Origin of the sequence: Paraburkholderia sacchari, assembly GCF_000785435.2 — a bacterium.
Lineage (GTDB): Bacteria > Pseudomonadota > Gammaproteobacteria > Burkholderiales > Burkholderiaceae > Paraburkholderia > Paraburkholderia sacchari.
Genome location: NZ_JTDB02000004.1, coordinates 135,141 through 152,920 on the forward strand (window position 1 = coordinate 135,141; position 17,780 = coordinate 152,920).

15 protein-coding genes are annotated in these 17,780 nt (G+C 63.3%); 10 read left to right on the forward strand and 5 right to left on the reverse strand.

Annotated elements, in window-relative coordinates:
- Together urtB and urtA are read right to left on the reverse strand one after the other, a co-directional pair.
- Window positions 1-1,611, reverse strand: coding sequence for an urea ABC transporter permease subunit UrtB (gene urtB, locus NH14_RS16155; protein WP_035525741.1), 1,611 nt, complete (start codon window positions 1,609-1,611; stop codon window positions 1-3).
- A 92-nt stretch (window positions 1,612-1,703) separates the two neighbouring features.
- The gene (urtA, locus tag NH14_RS16160) at window positions 1,704-3,005 is read right to left on the reverse strand and encodes an urea ABC transporter substrate-binding protein (RefSeq protein WP_035525597.1); all 1,302 of its coding nucleotides are present in this window, start codon (window positions 3,003-3,005) and stop codon (window positions 1,704-1,706) included.
- 255 nt (window positions 3,006-3,260) lie between these two features.
- Between urtA and NH14_RS16165 the strand changes: the two genes are divergently transcribed.
- Window positions 3,261-4,316, forward strand: a complete 1,056-nt coding sequence (locus tag NH14_RS16165; protein ID WP_052147991.1) for a GlxA family transcriptional regulator — start codon at window positions 3,261-3,263, stop codon at window positions 4,314-4,316.
- A 61-nt stretch (window positions 4,317-4,377) separates the two neighbouring features.
- Window positions 4,378-4,590, forward strand: a complete 213-nt coding sequence (locus tag NH14_RS16170) for a hypothetical protein (protein WP_035525595.1) — start codon at window positions 4,378-4,380, stop codon at window positions 4,588-4,590.
- Between the two features lie 34 nt (window positions 4,591-4,624).
- Here NH14_RS16170 and NH14_RS16175 read toward each other — a convergent pair whose 3' ends face one another.
- A complete protein-coding gene (locus tag NH14_RS16175) occupies window positions 4,625-5,866 on the reverse strand; it encodes a multidrug effflux MFS transporter (protein ID WP_035525594.1) in 1,242 nt (413 codons plus the stop codon).
- 202 nt (window positions 5,867-6,068) lie between these two features.
- On the opposite strand from NH14_RS16175, the gene NH14_RS16180 reads away from it, so the two are divergent.
- Window positions 6,069-6,884, forward strand: coding sequence for a 2OG-Fe(II) oxygenase (locus NH14_RS16180; RefSeq protein WP_084225344.1), 816 nt, complete (start codon window positions 6,069-6,071; stop codon window positions 6,882-6,884).
- Window positions 6,881-7,588: a 2OG-Fe(II) oxygenase gene (locus NH14_RS16185; RefSeq protein WP_035525592.1), complete on the forward strand. Its 708-nt coding sequence runs from the start codon at window positions 6,881-6,883 to the stop codon at window positions 7,586-7,588. The genes NH14_RS16180 and NH14_RS16185 overlap by 4 nt, the downstream gene beginning before the upstream one ends.
- A gap of 77 nt (window positions 7,589-7,665) precedes the next feature.
- Here the strand turns inward: NH14_RS16185 and NH14_RS16190 are convergent, their stop codons facing one another.
- Window positions 7,666-8,376 carry a hypothetical protein gene (locus NH14_RS16190; protein WP_035525590.1) on the reverse strand — a complete coding sequence of 237 codons (711 nt, stop codon included), beginning with the start codon at window positions 8,374-8,376 and terminating at the stop codon, window positions 7,666-7,668.
- A 370-nt stretch (window positions 8,377-8,746) separates the two neighbouring features.
- On the opposite strand from NH14_RS16190, the gene NH14_RS16195 reads away from it, so the two are divergent.
- The 3 genes from NH14_RS16195 to NH14_RS16205 all read left to right on the forward strand — a co-directional run bounded on the left by NH14_RS16195 (window position 8,747) and on the right by NH14_RS16205 (window position 13,226).
- On the forward strand, window positions 8,747-10,186 hold the full coding sequence (locus NH14_RS16195) for an MFS transporter (protein WP_035525587.1): 1,440 nt from the start codon (window positions 8,747-8,749) through the stop codon (window positions 10,184-10,186).
- Between the two features lie 187 nt (window positions 10,187-10,373).
- Complete coding sequence (locus tag NH14_RS16200) at window positions 10,374-12,302, forward strand: potassium transporter Kup (protein WP_035525585.1); 1,929 nt, start codon at window positions 10,374-10,376, stop codon at window positions 12,300-12,302.
- Window positions 12,303-12,443: 141 nt separating this feature from the next.
- The gene (locus tag NH14_RS16205; protein ID WP_035525584.1) at window positions 12,444-13,226 is read left to right on the forward strand and encodes an ABC transporter substrate-binding protein; all 783 of its coding nucleotides are present in this window, start codon (window positions 12,444-12,446) and stop codon (window positions 13,224-13,226) included.
- Between the two features lie 2 nt (window positions 13,227-13,228).
- Here the strand turns inward: NH14_RS16205 and NH14_RS16210 are convergent, their stop codons facing one another.
- Entirely contained in the window at window positions 13,229-14,173 is a 945-nt protein-coding gene (locus tag NH14_RS16210; RefSeq protein ID WP_035525582.1) for a LysR substrate-binding domain-containing protein, read from the reverse strand.
- Window positions 14,174-14,316: 143 nt separating this feature from the next.
- Here NH14_RS16210 and NH14_RS16215 point away from each other — a divergent pair, with 143 nt between their 5' ends.
- The 3 genes from NH14_RS16215 to NH14_RS16225 are packed head-to-tail and all read left to right on the forward strand — an operon-like array spanning window position 14,317 to window position 17,749.
- Window positions 14,317-15,393, forward strand: a complete 1,077-nt coding sequence (locus NH14_RS16215) for an aromatic ring-hydroxylating dioxygenase subunit alpha (protein WP_035525580.1) — start codon at window positions 14,317-14,319, stop codon at window positions 15,391-15,393.
- Window position 15,394: 1 nt separating this feature from the next.
- A complete protein-coding gene (locus NH14_RS16220) occupies window positions 15,395-16,606 on the forward strand; it encodes a 2Fe-2S iron-sulfur cluster-binding protein (protein WP_052147990.1) in 1,212 nt (403 codons plus the stop codon).
- Window positions 16,607-16,624: 18 nt separating this feature from the next.
- On the forward strand, window positions 16,625-17,749 hold the full coding sequence (locus tag NH14_RS16225) for a DUF2817 domain-containing protein (protein WP_035525579.1): 1,125 nt from the start codon (window positions 16,625-16,627) through the stop codon (window positions 17,747-17,749).
- Window positions 17,750-17,780: the final 31 nt, after the last annotated feature.

The following is a 17,780-nucleotide window of genomic DNA, read 5'->3' on the forward strand; positions in this document are numbered from 1 at the left end:
TCAGGCCTCCGCGCTGCGGCCCTTCAGGGCGAACAGGCCCTGCGGACGCTTTTGGATGAACAGCACGATGAGCACGAGCACCGCGATCTTCGCGAGCACCGCGCCCCAGAACGGCTCGATCGCCTTGCTGACGAGGCCGAGCCCGAAGCCGCCAATGACCGTGCCGGCGATCTGCCCCACGCCGCCCAGCACCACGGCCATGAACGAGTCGATGATGTAGCCTTGGCCCAGATCCGGGCCGACGTTGCCGATCTGCGAGAGTGCGCAGCCGCCCAGCCCCGCAATGCCTGCGCCGAATGCGAACGCATATGAATCGACGCGCGCCGTCTTCACGCCCACGCACGCCGCCATGCGGCGATTCTGCGTGACCGCGCGCACGAATAGCCCGAGCCGCGTTTTCGTCAGCACGGCCCATGCGATGCCGACGACGATCAGCGAGAACGCAAGAATCGCGATGCGGTTGTACGGCAGGATCAGATTCGGCAGCACGGTCACGCCGCCGCTCATCCACGATGGATTGGATACCTGAACGTTCTGCGCACCGAAGATCATGCGCGTGGCCTGAATCAGAATCAGGCTCACGCCAAAGGTGGTGAGCAGCGTTTCGAGCGGCCGGCCGTACAGGTGCTTGAGCACGAGCCGCTCCAGCGCCATGCCCACGAGCGCCGCTGCGACGAACGAGGCCGGAATCGCGAGCAGCGGATACCAGTCGAATGCGCCGGGCGCGTAATTCTGAAAGAGGTTCTGCACCGCATATGTCGCGTAGGCTCCAATCATCAGGAACTCGCCGTGCGCCATGTTGATCACGCCGATCAGGCCATAGGTGATCGCGAGGCCAAGCGCCGCGAGCAACAGCACGCTGCCGAGCGACAGCCCGGCAAACACGGTGCCGGCGATCTCGCTGCGGCGCTGGATGGCATCGAGCGAATCGATGCCTTCCTGAGCGGCTGCGCGAATCGCAGCGTTTGGCTCGGCGAAGGCGCCATCGGGTTGCTTCGCGACGAGCGGACGCAACAACTCGTACATGTCGAGATCCTGCCGCGCCGCGACGAGCTTTACCGCTTCAAGACGCGTCGCGGCGTCAGGGTTATGCAGCGCGGTCATCGCCCATAGCGTGTCGAGGCGTTGCTTCAAGGCCGGGTCGGTTTCTTTCGCGCGGGCCGCATCGATCTGCTCCTTCATCGACGGGTCGGGATTTTTCAGCAGCGCCTCTACGGCCGAGCGGCGCATGGCGAGATCCGGTGAATCGAGTTGCAAGCCGGACAGCGCGCCGGCCACCTTCGAGCGCAGCAGGTTGTTCAGCGTCACCGGTTGCGCGTCGCTCGCGGAGACGGTCTTGCCGGTGATGGCGTCTTTGAGCGTGTCGCCGTTTTGCAGCAGCACTTCGCCGCTATCGGTCACGAGCACGCTGTCTTCGGAGAGCGCCTTGAGCATCGCGCGAGACGGCGCGTCGTGACTGGCGATCAGCTTGTCGATCGCCGCGGATTTGGCGTCGAAGTCGTCCTGCGCGAGCGGAGCGAGGTCGGCGGCCGTCAACGCAAAGACGGCGGGACTGGCGAGCGCGAGCAGGATCGAAACCAGCAGCGCCCGCAGCGATTGGCTGTGGGTCATGAAAAGGCGTGCATCGTGCAGCGGTTTGAGAGCGCCCGCCAGGGGCGAGGCGGGCGGCATGGACCACGACGGACCGGGCGCCGATCAGGCAATCACGCGACGCGGCGGCGGCGCAGGAAATCCGGAATCGACGACACGACGTCCGGCTTACCCTGGTTGCCAGCGATGAACGGGCTCCATGGTTGTGCGCGCACCGTCGTCTTGGTGCGCCAGACGACATTGAACTGGCCGTCCGCGCGCACTTCGCCGATCATCACCGGCTTGTGCAGATGATGATTGCCGTCCATCTCCAGTTCGAAGCCCGAGGGCGCATTGAACTTCTGGCCGATCATTGCGACGCGCACTTTGTCGACGTCCGTGCTCTTCGCCTTCTCGACCGCCTGCTTCCACATATGGATGCCCACATAGGTCGCTTCCATCGGATCGTTCGTCACGCGCTTGTCGCCGCCGGGCAGATTGTTCTTTTTCACCCAGTTGGCGAACATCGTCTTGAACTTCGTGTTTTGCGGATCGCGCAGCGACATGAAGTAGTTCCAGGCGGCAAGGTTGCCGACGAGAGGTTTCGTGTCGATGCCGCGCAGTTCCTCCTCGCCCACCGAGAACGCCACGACGGGAACGTCGGTAGCTTTTAGCCCCTGGTTGCCGAGTTCCTTGTAGAACGGCACGTTGGAGTCGCCGTTCACGGTCGAGATGACCGCGGTCTTGCCGCCCTGCGAGAAGGTCTTGATGTTGGCGACGATGGTCTGATAGTCGCTATGGCCAAACGGTGTGTAGACCTCCTGAATGTCCGCGTCGCGCACGCCCTTCGAGTTCAGGTATGCGCGCAGAATCTTGTTGGTCGTGCGCGGGTAAACATAATCGGTGCCGAGCAGGAAGAAGCGTTTCGCGCCGCCGCCTTCGGCGCTCATCAGGTATTCGGTGGCGGGAATCGCCTGCTGGTTCGGCGCGGCGCCCGTATAGAACACGTTGCGCGACATCTCTTCGCCTTCGTATTGCACCGGATAGAACAGCAGCCCGTTCAACTCCTCGAACACCGGCAGCACCGACTTGCGCGACACCGAGGTCCAGCAGCCGAACACCACCGCAACCTTGTCGCGCGTGAGAAGGCCGCGCGCCTTCTCGGCGAACAGCGGCCAGTTCGATGCGGGGTCCACGACCACCGGCTCGATCTTGCGGCCCAGCACGCCGCCGTTTGCGTTGATTTCGGCAATCGTCATCAACGCGGTGTCCTTCAGTGACGTCTCCGAAATCGCCATCGTGCCGGACAACGAGTGGAGGATGCCAACCTTGATCGGGCCTTTATCGGCGCTCTGCGCGAACACGGCAGGTACTTGTGCTGCGATCCCCGCCATCCCCGCTGCCGATGCAATCTTCAGAAACTCGCGCTTTTTCATTTATTGTCCTTAAGGATTGAAAGTGGTGTTGATCCAGGAGGCAGAACGATCGCGAGTGAATGCAACTTCCGGGCCAATGCGCGCAAGCAGGGCAGACCACGGACGGAAAAGCGGATTGAATGAGTGACGGCAGTGCAGCGATTCATGATGCCGGTGCGTGCGCGCCATTGTGGTGCGCGGCGCACGCATTCAGGGATGAGCGCGGCACGTTGTCATGAGATGATTACCGTGATGCATTGATGCAGGCGTTCTCCCATGACGAACCACTTGATTGACAGCATTGAAAGCGAGGCCAGAAACCCGAAGCGGTTGCGCTTCGGGATCGTGCTGTTGCCCAATTTCACCTTGACCGCTTTTTCCGGCTTCGTGGATCTCCTGAGGCTCGCGAGCGACGAGGGCGATATGAGCCGGCCCGTGCGCTGCTCATGGACCATCGTGGGAGAAAATCTCGTTCCCGTGCGCGCCAGTTGCGGGATTCAGATCACGCCGTGGACCACCTTCGCCGAAGCCGGGGAATTCGATTACGTGGTGATCGTGGGCGGGCTGCTGCATTCGGGACCCTCGGCCAGCGACGCGACGCTCGCCTTCATCCGCGCCATGGCCGACACGCCGGCCACGCTCGTGGGCGTTTGCACGGGTGCGTTCGCGCTCGTGCGCGCCGGCGTGATGAGCGGTTACCGGGTGTGCGTGAGCTGGTTTCATTACTGGGATTTCGTCGAGCGCTTTCCGCATGTGGACGAGCGTGATCTCGTTGCCGACCGGCTCTTCGTGATCGACCGGCGGCGCATCACGTGCTCGGGCGGCCGGGCGTCGATCGACGTGGCGGCGGCCATTCTCTTGCGCCATGTAGAGGCCACGATCGTGCGCAAGGCGCTGCGCATTCTGCTCGTGGACGATGCACAGAAAGGCAACGCGCCCCAGCCGCATCCGCCGGGCCTCGAACCCGCCACGCATCCCAAGGTCCGGCGCGCCATCTTGCTGATGGAGCAGCATATGGGCCAGCCGCTGAGCTTGCCGGAGCTTGCCCACCGGCTCGAAGTGTCGGTGCGGCAACTCGAACGGCTGTTCACGTCGGAGACGGGCCGCTCTCCCGGCGCATACGCGCGGCAGATTCGTATCCGCATGGCATCGTGGCTGCTGACGAGTTCGGATCGCACGGTGGCCGATATCGCATCGTCATGCGGATTCTCCGATGCCTCGCATCTGGGCCGCGAGTTTCGCAAGGAGTTTGGCGAGTCGCCCAACGAATATCGCACGACGCGGCTGCCGGACACGCCCGATGTGCCGCCTGTGCTGCCTGAAATACATTGATACGCCCACTTCCGCGCCATATCCCCTAAAATTCGAGGGCATGCAGCAACAAGGAGTGGATATGAACAGGGACAGAGCCGAGCACATTCTGATCGAAGCCGATTCGGTTGCCGAACTGGTGCTGGGCGGCTTTGATATGACGATTGATACTTTGGAAGGACGCGCGTTGTACGAGCGCGCGTTCACGGCTTACGTCCGGAGCGAGATTGGCGATTTGCCAATCGATTCGCTGTATGACGCGTTGAAGGGCTCGGCGGGAACCTTGCCGTCGTAGTGCGCGCTCGCCGCACGCATTCACACGGGCGATTTCACGCCGCCGCTTCGGATTCCATCCGCTCGAGATAGCGCAGCAGCTTGCCCACCATCACGACAACCGTGAGCGCGAGGATCACGAAGAACGCCGCAAGCGGCGTGAGCACGTGCACGGAAACAAAGCCGGCAAGCCCCATCATCGCCGAGGACACGAGCAGCAGCGCGCATCCGAGTATCGCGCTCGTCAATCCCGCAATGTGCGGGAACAGCGAATTACCCTTGGCCATCAGCGTGGGATACATCGCGCCCGCGCACAAACCCATCACGAGCACCGGCGCGGCGAGAGTCCAGACTTGCAGGCCCACCGTCAGCGAGAGCGCGAGCATCGTGATCGCCGCGCCCGCCATCACGCGCGAGCCAAACCGCAGCCGCCACTCGGGGCTCGGCAGGCGCGGACCGTGCAGCCGGTTCGACAAGCCGCCAAGGAAATACATCATGCCGATACCGAGCGCGAGATAGCCGAAATAGGTCGGCGGCTTGTGCAGCGTGTTCAGCACCATGAACGGCCCGACGATATTGAACACGAGCAGAATGCTGTAGCACAGCCCCTGCGCAAGAAAACAGCTCTGGAACACCGGGCTCGCGAGCACCTTGCCCGTATTCGCCATGAGCGTGCGCGGCTCCAGATGCACGGGTTGCGGCAGCGTCTCGCGATAGCGCCAAAGCATCGCCCACATCCCGAGCGAATAGATGAGCAGGAATACGAGGCAGGCCTGCCAGCCGAACCACGTTTGCAGGTGCGCGCCTATCACGGGCGCGACGATGGGCGCGAGCCCCCACGTGATCGACATATAGGTGAACGCGTGCATTAGCGCCTTGCCGCTGAACGAGTCGGTGATGATGGCCTTGGCGAGCAGATTGGTCGTGGCGATGCCGAAGCCCTGCAGGCAGCGGGCCAGCACGAAGGTCTCCAGATTGGGCGCGGCGAGCGACAGCACGCAGCCTATCGTGTAGACCACGAGCCCGAACGCGAGCACGCGCTTGCGCCCGTATGCATCGGCGATGGGGCCGAAGACGAGCTGGCCGAGCGCGTAGGCAGCCATGTAGCCGGAGACGCTCGACTGGATGGCCTGCGGCGTGGTCGCGAAATAGCGCGCCATCGCGGGCAGCGCGGGGACGTAGATGTCGATTGCGAGCTGGCCCGCGGATGCGTAGAGGCAGATCAGCGCCAGCAGGAAGCGCGGCGAATTGGTTGCGCGCGCAAGCGTGGTCGCGCGGTCGGAGGAAGAGGCGGACATGGCGGAAATAATGGGTGCGTAGCGGGCGTTTCGATTGCGTCCCGCACGGTTGCGCCATGACCAAAGCCATCGGCGGGCCATATACTAACATCCCCCTGTCGATCGAGTTTGCCGCGCATGAATTGCAGCGCAAGGTGCGGAGTTTCATGTGGTTGCCGCGCCGGTAGACTGAACTCGTTCCATTTTTCACCGGAAACAAGACATGGCCGATGTAGAACTGGCGGCGCTTAGGAATCGGGCCACGAGTTGCGCCACGGGTTGTGCCACTAATTGGGCCACAAGCGGCGACGCGATCTGGGCAGACGCGGCCGAGTCGCTCGACCGTTATGGCAATGCGGTGCTGCCGTCCGTGCTCCGGGCGAAACAGTGCGAGCAGCTTGCCGCGCTGTATCCGCGCGACGACTGCTTTCGCTCGCGCATCGTGATGGCGCGCCACAATTTTGGGCGCGGCGAATACAAGTATTTCGCCTACCCGTTGCCGCCGCTGCTCGAACGGCTGCGCCACGCGTTGTACCGCCGCCTTGCGCCGGTCGCCAACCGGTGGAACCGGCAAATGGGCATCGACGTGCAGTATCCCGACGAGCTCGAAGCGTTTCTCGCGCGCTGCCACGCAGCAGGACAGACGCGGCCCACGCCGCTCATGCTCCGCTATCGCGAGGGCGACTACAACTGTCTGCATCAGGACCTTTACGGCGACCATGTGTTCCCGCTTCAGGTGGCGATCCTGCTTTCGGCGCCGGGCACCGATTTCACGGGCGGCGAGTTCGTCATGACCGAAACGGGAAGCCGCGATCAGCACGCCGATGTCGTCGCGCTGGAGCAGGGCGATGCCGTGGTGTTCGCGGTCAATCAGCGGCCGGACATGACGGTGAACCCGCGTGGGCGCGCAGGCGTGCGCCGCGTAGCGATGCGTCATGGCGTGAGCGTCGTGCGCAGCGGCACACGGCATACGCTTGGGCTGATCTTTCACGATGCGCGCGCGGCTTCGGCGTCAGCATCGGTATTGGAGCCGGCATGAATGCGCGCGCCATGATCGAGCGTTTCGATGTCGACGCTATTGGTGCGCAGTTGGACGCCGAAGGTTATGCCGTGCTGCCCAATTGTTTCGATTCGCGCGAAGCACAGGCCCTTGCGCGGTTGATGGATGGAAGGTGCGTACCGTTATCGTCCGTATCGGGGGAACCCGGAAGCGGCGAACGGTTTTACTTCGATAAAGGTCTGCCGCCGCCTTTGCATGCGTGGCGTGAGGCGCTTTATCGGTGTCTGGCGCCCATGGCGAACCGCTGGCATGCGCTGGCGGGCCTTGAAACACGCTTTCCTGCCGAGTTCGATGCCTTTCTCGACGCAAACCGCCGCGCCGGACAGCATCGACCGCAATCGCATCTGAGCCGGCTGCGCGCAGGCGATCGTCTCGCGCTGCATCGCCATGACGAGGGCGAGCAAGTGTTTCCGTTTCAGGTGGTCGCGCTGCTATGCGCGCCGCAACGGGATTTTACGGGCGGCGAATTCGTCATGACCGAGCAGCGCCCGCGTATGCAGTCGCGGGCGATGGTGGTGCCGCTCGCACTCGGTGATGCGGCCATTATCGCTACGGTGCAGCGTCCGGTTGAAGGGACGAACGGGTATTACCGGGTCAAGCTAAAGCACGCGATCAGCCGCGTGCGTGATGGTGAACGTGTGGGGATGGAACTGGTCTTTCATGATGGAGCCGGAAGCAGATGAAAAGGATCGCAAACCATATGCTGAAGTGAATTTACTTCGATAGATTCTGCATGGTCCACGGCAGGCCAGGCAAATCCTCAATGCCGATAAATATCCGCCATCTGATCCGCGGAATTAGGCCGTGTTATAGCGCCATACCTCAACCGCTCAGCATGAGCCCTATGCCGATGCCCATGCGTGACGGGGCGCTTCGGTTCCGGCGGCATGGTGGAGACCTCGCGCACGTTGTGCGCTTTCTGCGGAACCCATCCGCCTTTGACCATGGCCTGCGAGAGCAGCGCTTTGGTTTCCGGCGTATTGCCGCGTTGCGCGATGGCGCCGCTGGTCGTTTCGATCACGCAATCCCATTGGGCTTCAGCCGCGCATTCGCGCGCCTGCACGAGCAGGGTATCGTAAGCATCGGGTAAGGGCGTGGACGCTGTCGCAATGGCGGACGCTGGCGCAATGGCGGCCGCTGCGGCAATGGCGGGCGCTGTAGCAAAGGCGGGCACGGACGCATTCGCGGCAACGAGGCGATCGGGTCCTGCTAGCTCCTCATGGGACTGCGCGGCAATGTGATACTTCACACCAATCGCGACCATGAGCAGGAAGAAACCGAAGCTTATCGCGAGGCTGAACCACGCGCCGGCGTTCAGGCGCGCGGGATCGTTGCTTGTTTCGGGAGTCGCGGGGTCGATCATGTTCTCCGGCACCCGCACTTCGCGTTCCTCTCGTTCCGGCAGGGGCGGCATCTTCATGGAACGACTCTCCTCTTGCTTCGCTTCTTGAACGCCGTCATGACCGATCATCCATGGCGGATGCAAAAAGCATAGAAATCGACGAGATGAAACGCAACTCTCGTGGAAAGGGCCAGTGCGCGAGCGGAAAAATCGGGCAAACGAGGCGAAAGGAACAAGTGGAACAACTGGAACAAGCGAGCAAATTTTTCTTTCTTCAGAAGTAAATTGCCAACAGGATTTCCTGATTGCCACTGCGGTTAAAAGTTGCGCACCCAGCGGCTTCGCAAGGAGCAAAAATGGCTCCCGCCCTGGCGTTCATGACGCTTGTGTTCTGTCACTATGCCGCTCGCCTTCTATGGCAAGGGATTTTGTTCACGTCTACTGAAGCGAACGGCTGTGCCACGTCCCGTGGCACAGCCTTATTCCATCAGAGGACGCCATGCGCAAAGCTTCCGTTTCTTCGTCGCCCAAATCGCGCGCGACCGCCGCCGCACGGCTCGAACGCTTGCCGTTTTCCGGCTATCACAAGCTGATTTTTCTGATCATTGCGCTTGCATTTTTCTTCGATTCGGTCGATCTCGGCACGATGACTTTTGTTCTCGGCTCGATCAAGAAGGAGTTTGGCCTGTCAAGCGCGCAGGCCGGGCTCGTGGCAAGCGCGAGCTTCTTCGGCATGACGATCGGCGCTGCGGTGGCCGGTTTGCTCGCCGACCGTTTCGGCCGTCGTCCGGTGTTTCAGTGGAGCATGGTGCTGTGGGGCATCGCATCTTATCTGTGCTCGACCGCGCACGATGTGAACTCGCTGATCGTCTACCGGATCCTGCTCGGCTTTGGCATGGGCATGGAGTTCCCGATCGCGCAGGCATTGCTTTCGGAATTCGTGCCCTCCGCGCAGCGTGGCCGCATGGTTGCACTGATGGACGGCTTCTGGCCGCTCGGCTTCATTACCGCTGGCATTGTTGCGTACTTCGTGTTGCCCGCGCTCGGCTGGCGCGCCGTGTTCGCGCTGCTCGCGATTCCCGCGGTGTTCGTGCTTGTCGTGCGCCGGATCGTGCCGGAGTCGCCGCGCTGGCTCGAGCATCGCGGGCGCCTCGCGGATGCCGATCGCGTGGTCTCGGACGTCGAAACGCGCGTGATGCGCTCCATGGGGCTGACGAGCTTGCCCGCACCGCAGCAGCTCGCGCAACCCGCGTCTTCGCGCGGGCGCAGCGCATTGCGCGAGATCTGGAGTCCCGCGTACCGCCGCCGCACGACGATGGTGTGGCTGCTCTGGTTCTTCGCGCTGCTCGGTTTTTACGGGCTCACTTCGTGGCTCGGCGCGCTGTTGCAGCAGGCGGGCTTCGCAGTCACGCAATCGGTGTTCTACACGGTGCTGATTTCGCTGGGCGGGATACCGGGGTTTCTGTGCGCTGCGTGGCTCGTCGAGCGCTGGGGCCGCAAGCCCACTTGCATTGCGTCGCTCGTGGGCGGCGGCGCGATGGCGTTCGTCTACGGACAAACGGCGCTGCATGGGGCGAGCATCGTATTGCTGATCAGCACGGGGCTCGTGATGCAGTTCTTCCTGTTCGCGATGTGGGCCGCGCTTTATACGTATACGCCTGAGCTTTACGGCACTGGCGCGCGTGCGACGGGTTCGGGGTTCGCCTCGGCGATTGGGCGGGTCGGCTCGCTGATCGGCCCTTATGTGGTGGGTGTTGTGTTGCCGGTGTTTGGGCAGGGCGGCGTGTTTTCGCTCGGTGCGCTGTCGTTTGCGGTCGCGGCGCTGGCTGTGTGGGTGCTTGGCATCGAGACGAAGGATGCCTCGCTCGAAGCGCTGGAATCGTCGGAGGCGGGGGCTGGAACGGAATCGGCTGCGCGCGAAAAGGCTTGGGGGAACTAGCCGAAATAAAGCAGTTGAATTAACGCTATCGAGCGGTTTAATACGCGAGAAAGCCGGGCGGTGCATTTTCGGCGGCGTGGAGGTATTCAAACGCACCCGAAGCACCCGAAAAGCATCGCCCCAATTGCCATCGCCGCGTTTTGGGTGTTTGATGGGCGTGCGCTGTATCGCGCACCAGGAGGCAGACATGGGAGACTCCTCATCCGCCACGCCCGCGGCCGGCCCCTCGCACGGCGCGCACCATGCGCATCCCCAGGCGCTCGGCGGCCTTGCGCTCGCGGCGCTAGGCGTGGTCTACGGCGACATCGGCACGAGCCCGCTCTATACGCTCTCCACGGTGTTCGATCCCGGCAATGGCCTCGCGCTCGACGCTTTCAATATCGTCAGCATCGTCTCGCTGATCTTCTGGTCGCTGATGATCGTCGTCTCGCTCAAATACGTCGCGCTGATCCTGCGCGCGAATAATCACGGCGAGGGCGGGATCATGGCGCTGCTGGCGCTGGCCGCTTCGTCGGTCTCGCACCGGCCGCGGCTGCGCCATGCGCTGCTGATCGTGGGCGTGATGGGCGCAGCGCTCTTCTTCGGCGACAGCGTGATCACGCCGGCCATCTCCGTGCTGAGCGCGGTGGAGGGGCTCGAAGTGGCGGCGCCCGAACTCAAAACCTTTGTGATTCCGGTGACGCTTGTCGCGCTAATCGTTCTCTTCGTCGCGCAAAAGCACGGCACGGGTGGCATTGGCGCGGTGTTCGGGCCGGTGATGGTGCTCTGGCTCGTGGTGATCGGCGTGGCGGGCGTCGCCAATATCGCCGTCGCGCCGGTGGTGCTGGTGGCGCTCAATCCATGGCGCGGGCTGGCGTTCTGCTTGCATCATCACTGGGTGGCGTTCGTCGCGCTGGGCGCGGTGGTGCTCTCGCTCACGGGCGCGGAGGCGCTTTACGCCGACATGGGCCACTTCGGCAAGAGACCTATCCGGCTCACGTGGTTCGGCCTCGTGTTTCCGGCGCTCGCGCTCAATTACCTTGGGCAAGGCGCGCTGCTGCTTGCCAATCCCGGCGCGGTGCAAAATCCGTTCTACCGCCTTTTCCCGCAATGGGCGATCTTTCCGATGATCGTGCTCGCCACGATCGCGACCGTGATTGCTTCGCAGGCCGTAATTTCCGGTACGTACTCGATGGCAATGCAGGCCATGCATCTTTCGTTTCTGCCGCGCATGAACATCGTGCACACGTCCGAGCGCGAGTTCGGCCAGATCTACGTGCCGGGCATCAACTGGATCCTGCTGGTTGCGGTGATTGCGGCCGTGGTCGGGTTCGGCTCATCCACGGCGCTCGGCTCCGCTTACGGCATCGCCGTCACGGGCACGATGCTGATCACCACCTGCCTCACGTTCTTCGTCGTGCGCTACGCATGGCATTACAACTGGGCGCTATGCGTGCTCGCCACCGCGTTCTTTCTCGTGATCGACGCGTTGTTCTTCTCGGCGAACCTGCTGAAGATCGTGCAGGGCGGCTGGTTCCCGCTCGCGCTTGGCGCGGTGATGTTCACGATCATGGCCACATGGGGCCGCGGCTGGCAATTGATGATGGCCGAGGCGCGCGTGCGCGCGGGCAAGAAGCCGCTCAAGCCCTACCTTGATGCGCTGCTTGCCAGTTCGCCCGTGCGCGTGGGCGGCACCGCGATCTTCCTCACGCCCGACCTCGAATCCGTGCCGCATGCGCTCATCAACAACTTGCGCCATAACCGCGTGCTGCACGAGCGCGTGGCGTTCCTGACCGTCGTGACGAAGAGCGTGCCGAAAGTGCCCGAAAGCGAGCGCGTGAAGGTGGCGCTGCTGGCGCCGGGCTGTTATCAGGTGAGCGTGATTTACGGCTTCAAGGACGACGTGAATTTGCCGCAGGCGCTCGCGGCCGCGAAGTCCTCGGGGTTCGCGTTCGATCCGCAGGAGGCTTCGTGGTTCCTGAGCCGTGCGCTGGTGGTGGTGGCCGCGGGCCGCGGCATGGGCTTCTGGCGCGGGCGGCTCTTCGCCGTGATGCTGCATAACGTAGGCAATATCGCCGCGTACTTCAATCTGCCGGCCAGCCGCGTGATCGAATTGGGCGCGCGCGTGGAGATCTGATCGCCTTCGAAGTTTAGAAAAACTTAAGCATCGAGCATCGGCACACCTCTGTTCTTTGGTTTTTTGAGTCCATATGCTTGGGTCGTCGTCGCGATTACCATCTTGCCATTCCGAAAGCGACCTACCCGAACAGGACCTCCCATGAATGCCACGAAGAAAACGCTGGTGTGCCTCGCGCTGTCCCTTGCGGCGCTTTCCGCCCATGCCAAGGCACTGACCGAGTTGAAATTCGGTGTCGACCCGACCTATGCGCCGTTCGAATCAAAAGCGCCGGACGGCAAGCTGGTAGGTTTCGAAATCGATCTCGGCAACGAAATCTGCCGGCGGCTCCAGACGAAGTGCGTCTGGGTGGAGACCGCATTCGACGGCATCATTCCGGCGCTGCAGGGCCGCAAGTTCGATGCGATCATGTCCGCGTTGTCGGTGACGCCGCAGCGCGAAGCGCAGGTGGCTTTCTCGACCATGCTGTTCAAGACGCCGAGCGCTTTGATCGGGCCGCGCGGCGCGAAGCTCGAACCGACGGTCGCGTCATTGAAGGGCAAGAATATCGGCGTGGCGCAAGGCTCCACTCAGGAGGCTTATGCAAAGGCGTATTGGGCGCCGGCCGGCATTAACGTAATCTCGTACGCCAATCAGGAAGTGGTCTACACCGACCTGCGCGCGGGCCGGCTCGACGCGACGCTGACCGACATGATTTCCGGTAGCAATGGCTTTCTGAAAACGCCGCTGGGCCGTGATTACGCGTTCCTTGGCGCGTCGGTCAACGACGCGAAGACGCTGGGCGTGGGCGCGGCGATCGGCTTTCGCAAGAGCGACAACGCATTGCGCGAGATGATCGATCAGGCGATTGGCGAGATGATCAAGGACGGGACCTATCAAAAGATCGCGCGGCGTTATTTCGATTTCGACGTGCTGGCTAGCTAAAACTAGATCACGCTCAGCAGGCTCTCGTTGCGCTGTTGCTGCTCCTTGCCGCGCGTGACGAGCCAGCGGTGAAACTGGCGGCAATGGGGCCGGTCGAATGCGTTCGGCTTCCACTTGAGGAAGTAGGGCGACGGCAACGCGAGCCCGAGCGCGAAGGGCATGGCGAGGCGGCCGGCGGCCAGGTCGTCGGCAATCATCGAGCCTTGCGCGAGCGTGAACCCGTAGCCGTCGATGGCCGCCTGAATCGCCACGCTCGAGAGCGAGAACACGAGGCGGTTCTCGTCGAAATCCCCGCAATCGACATCGTTGGCGGCGAACCATTCGCTCCACGAAGGCGGCGAGGCGAACTTCGGCAGCCAGTCCACCGTTATCAATGGGTAGGCGAGTAGATCGGCCGGAGTCTCGAGCGGCGTGCCCGATTCCAGCAGACGCGGGCTGCACACGGGCACCACGCAATCGCGGAACAGCTCGACCGCATTCTCGGCATTCAAGCCGCGCTCGCCATAGCTGATGCGAAAGTCGATTTCGTAGCCGTCCGGCGATGGCTCGGTGTGCGTGCCATCGAGATACACGCTGAGCTCGGGATGCTGGCGCTGCCATTCGAGCACGCGCGGCGCGAGCCACTTCGACACCAGCGAAGGCAGCGCGCTGACGCTCAGATTGCGCGTGTTCTTCGCGCGTTCTATTTCGGCATGCGCCACGCGAAGGCTTTCGAAGGCTGTTGCGCAACTCTCGTGATACTGCCGGCCAATCGCGGTGAGGCGCAGCCGCTTGCCATCCTTTTGCGTGAGATGCATCCCCAGCGTGTCTTCCAGCAGCTTGATCTGCTGGCTGACCGCGCCCGCGGAAATGCCCAGCCGCCGGGCCGCTTCGGTAATGCCACCGCATCGGCCGACGGCTTCGAAGATCTGCAGCGCACGCAATGGGGGAAAGCTGTTCGTCGTCATTTTGTTATCGCTTGAATCTCTGAAAGATATTCACAGTTTAGAAACTCTAAACGAACAGGCAGGTTTTTACATCTATTCTTTTGCTTTCTGGCTTTTTATCCTTGAAACCCAATACACGACACCGCCAGGTTGGAGGCAACGGAATGTTTTTAAGGAATGCGTGGTACGTCGCGGCATGGGACGCGGAAGTAACGCGTGAGCTAGCGCCAGTGACCTTGTTGGGCGAGTCGGTCGTGTTGTACCGGCGCGAGGATGGCACGCCCGTCGCGCTCGAAAACGCGTGTCCGCATCGCAAGCTGCCGCTCTCGATGGGCCGGCTCGTCGGCGATCATGTCGAGTGCGGTTATCACGGACTCACGTTCGACTGCGAGGGCGCCTGCGTGCGTGCGCCGGGCAGCGCGCGGATCCCTTCCGGCGCGAAAGTGCGCAGCTACCCGCTGGCGGAGCGTTACGGTCTGCTCTGGATCTGGATGGGCGAGCCTGAACAGGCCGATCCCGCGAAGATCGTGCAGATCGACGAATGGGGCGACCCGGCGTGGGGCGTGAATCGCGGCGACGCAATGACGGTCGATTGCCACTACCTCTACGTCACCGACAATCTGCTGGACCCCTCGCACGTTGCGTGGGTGCATCGCTCGTCGTTTGGCAACGCGGCCTGCGAGGCGGAACCGCTCAAGACCGAGGTGGCCGCGCACGGCGTGACCGTGTCGCGCTGGATGCGCGATGTGGAGGTGGCGCCGTTCTACGCGCAGTTCGTGCGCTTCGCAGGACGTTGCGACCGCAAGCAACATTACGAGGTGCGTTTTCCGTCGCATGCGATCATCAAGGCCGTCTTCACGCCGGCCGGCACGGGCGGCGACGATGCACCCCCGCATGCCGATGTGTTCCTGATGAACTCCTATAACTTCATGACGCCGGTGGACGCATCGCATACGCGCTACTACTGGTTCCAGACGCGCAACTTCGCGCCCGACGATGAGCAGGTGTCGCGCCAGTTCGACGCGGACGTGCGCCATGCATTCGAAGAAGACCGCGCGGTGTTGACGGCCGTGCACGCGGGCATGCAGAACGCACGTACGCCGAACATCGACCTCGCCATCGACGCGGGACCGCTGCGCTTCAGGCGCGCGCTTGCGCAGATGATCGAGCGCGAGCGGCAGACAGAAAAACCCGCGCTTGCGCCGGTTCACCTCGTGCAACGCGAGCGCGCGGAGACGTGAAATGAGTGACGCTGGCAAGACCGCGGCGGAATCGGCGAGCCGTGCGCCAACGGGCTTTCGCCGCTTGCGCGTGAGCGCGCGCACGCGCGAAAGCGCTTCGATCGTCTCGTTCGAACTCGTGCCCGCCGATGGCGAGGCTCTGCCACCGTTCGCGGCAGGGCAGTTCGTCACGTTGCGCTTGCCATTGCCGGGCGGCGAGTGGCTGCTGCGCACGTACAGCCTCTCGGGCGACCCGGCCGATACGACGCGCTGGCGGATTTCCGTCAAGCGCGAGCCGGCCCCGGTGGGGCGCGAGGACCTGGAGCCAGGGCGAGGCTCGTCGTATCTGCACGATGTGGTGCAAGTTGGCGATGAACTCGACGTGGCGGGGCCGTCGGGCGCATTCGTGTGCAGCGACGACACCGCGCGGCCCGTGGTGCTGATGAGCGGCGGCGTGGGTTTGACTCCGCTCGTCAGCATGCTGCATCGGCTTCGTGCGATGGAAGGCGCGCGCGAACGGCGCATGTATTTCATTCACGCATGCGAGAACGGTGCCGTGCATGCGTTCGGCAGCGAAGTGCAGGCCGTGGCGGCCGAGTGTCCGAACGTGCGCGTGCACACCTGCTACCGGCAGCCTCGCGCGCAAGACCGTCTGGCGCAGAGTTTCGACAGCGAGGGGCTCATTACGCGCGAAACGCTGCAAGGCTTGCTGCCGCTCGACGACTACGAAGTGTATCTATGCGGGCCGCCAGCGTTCATGCAGGCCAACTGGCGGCTCCTGCGCAGCCTCGGCGTGGCGCGCGAACGCATCCGTTACGAGTTCTTCGGCCCTGCAACCGTGCTTGAGGCCGATGCCGAGCCGGAGCCCACGCGCGAAACATCGTCTAATGAAATTTCGGGTGCGAAGACGAAACTGGAATTCGATGCGCACGCAACCACTGTGCGTTTTCATCCGGATGCCGAACCCGTGGCATGGGATGACCGCTGCGAGTCGCTGCTCGAACTGGCGGAGCAGCATGGCTATGCGGTGCCGTTCAGTTGCCGTATCGGCATCTGCAATACTTGCGTGACGCCGCTGGCGCAAGGCAACATCGAGTACGCCACCGCGCCGCTCGACCCGCCCGCCGAAGGCACGGTGCTGCTGTGCTGCGCGAAACCCGCGGGCCACGTTACGCTGGCGTTGACCGGGGCGTCCGTGCGAAGCGGCGCGGCGCGCTCCCCACAACCCGCTTGATGACTCGCAGAGGACTTCATGAAGATCGGCTTTCCCGTCGAACCCGATTTCGCGGCCCAACGCCAACATTTTCTGCACGCCGCCCAATTGGCGGGTGCAACGGTGACGACCTATGCGCATCCGCTCAAGGGTCCCAACGGCGAGGCGCTCGCGACTGACGTAGCCTGGCTCGGCAACGCCAATGCGCGCCGCGTGCTGGTGGCCGTGTCGGGTACGCACGGGGTGGAGGGCTACTACGGCTCGACGTGCCAGACGCAATGGCTGCACGAACTGGCCGCGCGAAGCCTGCCCGACGACGTCGCGGTGATGATGGTGCATCTGATCAATCCGTGGGGCACGGCATGGGTCAGGCGCGTGAATGAGGACAACGTCGATCTGAATCGCAACTACGTCGACTTCGGCGCGCCGTTGCCGCTCAATCCGCGCTACGAGGAACTGCACGAAATTTACGCATGCCGCGATATCGACGGTCCGCAGCGGCACCATGCCGATACGTTGCTGGGGCGGCAAGTTGAATCGCTCGGCTGGTCGGGCGTGCAGGCGATCGTGGGCGCGGGCCAGTATCGCCACGCGGATGGACTGTTCTATGGAGGCCAGACCGCCACCTGGTCCAACCGGACCCTGCACGAGATTGCGCAGCGCTTCATCAAACCGGCCCAGGTGGGGATTTCGTTCGATCTGCACACGGGCGCGGGCGCGTTCGGCCATCCGATGCTGATGGCGATTGCGCAAACGGCCTATCCCGCACTGGCCGATGCGCAGCGTCTTTACGGCCCGTGGCTCTACACGCTGCTCACGCACGCGGACGCCGCCGTCAGCGAAACCGGTGTGGTTGCGCGCGCAACTGGATATGCCTCACAGGCGCTGCTGGACGCTTTGCCGGACACGCACCTGATGCAGCTTGTGATCGAATGCGGCACGTACCCGGAAGCGCCGATGCACACGGCTTTGCGCGACGACCACTGGCTGCACCTGTATGGCGACCCGCGCGACACGCGAGGCCGCGCGATCAGCCGTGCGCTGTTCGAAGCGTTCCTTCCTGCCGATGCGGATTGGCGCGAGCTCGTGTGGCTGCGCACGCGGCAGATCTGGGAGCGCGCGCTGGCGGCGCTGCCGGGCATCGAGCCTGCGGGAGCGCCATGAAACGCGGTGCGATTTGCCAGTATCGCCGCTT

What these genes read in the sequence shown, in the direction of transcription:
- urtB (WP_035525741.1), bottom strand. Translation starts at nt 1,611, where the DNA reads ATGACCCACAGCCAATCGCTGCGGGCGCTGCTGGTTTCGATCCTGCTC.
- urtA (WP_035525597.1), bottom strand. Translation starts at nt 3,005, where the DNA reads ATGAAAAAGCGCGAGTTTCTGAAGATTGCATCGGCAGCGGGGATGGCG.
- NH14_RS16165 (WP_052147991.1), top strand. Translation starts at nt 3,261, where the DNA reads ATGACGAACCACTTGATTGACAGCATTGAAAGCGAGGCCAGAAACCCG.
- NH14_RS16170 (WP_035525595.1), top strand. Translation starts at nt 4,378, where the DNA reads ATGAACAGGGACAGAGCCGAGCACATTCTGATCGAAGCCGATTCGGTT.
- NH14_RS16175 (WP_035525594.1), bottom strand. Translation starts at nt 5,866, where the DNA reads ATGTCCGCCTCTTCCTCCGACCGCGCGACCACGCTTGCGCGCGCAACC.
- NH14_RS16180 (WP_084225344.1), top strand. Translation starts at nt 6,069, where the DNA reads ATGGCCGATGTAGAACTGGCGGCGCTTAGGAATCGGGCCACGAGTTGC.
- NH14_RS16185 (WP_035525592.1), top strand. Translation starts at nt 6,881, where the DNA reads ATGAATGCGCGCGCCATGATCGAGCGTTTCGATGTCGACGCTATTGGT.
- NH14_RS16190 (WP_035525590.1), bottom strand. Translation starts at nt 8,376, where the DNA reads ATGATCGGTCATGACGGCGTTCAAGAAGCGAAGCAAGAGGAGAGTCGT.
- NH14_RS16195 (WP_035525587.1), top strand. Translation starts at nt 8,747, where the DNA reads ATGCGCAAAGCTTCCGTTTCTTCGTCGCCCAAATCGCGCGCGACCGCC.
- NH14_RS16200 (WP_035525585.1), top strand. Translation starts at nt 10,374, where the DNA reads ATGGGAGACTCCTCATCCGCCACGCCCGCGGCCGGCCCCTCGCACGGC.
- NH14_RS16205 (WP_035525584.1), top strand. Translation starts at nt 12,444, where the DNA reads ATGAATGCCACGAAGAAAACGCTGGTGTGCCTCGCGCTGTCCCTTGCG.
- NH14_RS16210 (WP_035525582.1), bottom strand. Translation starts at nt 14,173, where the DNA reads ATGACGACGAACAGCTTTCCCCCATTGCGTGCGCTGCAGATCTTCGAA.
- NH14_RS16215 (WP_035525580.1), top strand. Translation starts at nt 14,317, where the DNA reads ATGTTTTTAAGGAATGCGTGGTACGTCGCGGCATGGGACGCGGAAGTA.
- NH14_RS16220 (WP_052147990.1), top strand. Translation starts at nt 15,395, where the DNA reads ATGAGTGACGCTGGCAAGACCGCGGCGGAATCGGCGAGCCGTGCGCCA.
- NH14_RS16225 (WP_035525579.1), top strand. Translation starts at nt 16,625, where the DNA reads ATGAAGATCGGCTTTCCCGTCGAACCCGATTTCGCGGCCCAACGCCAA.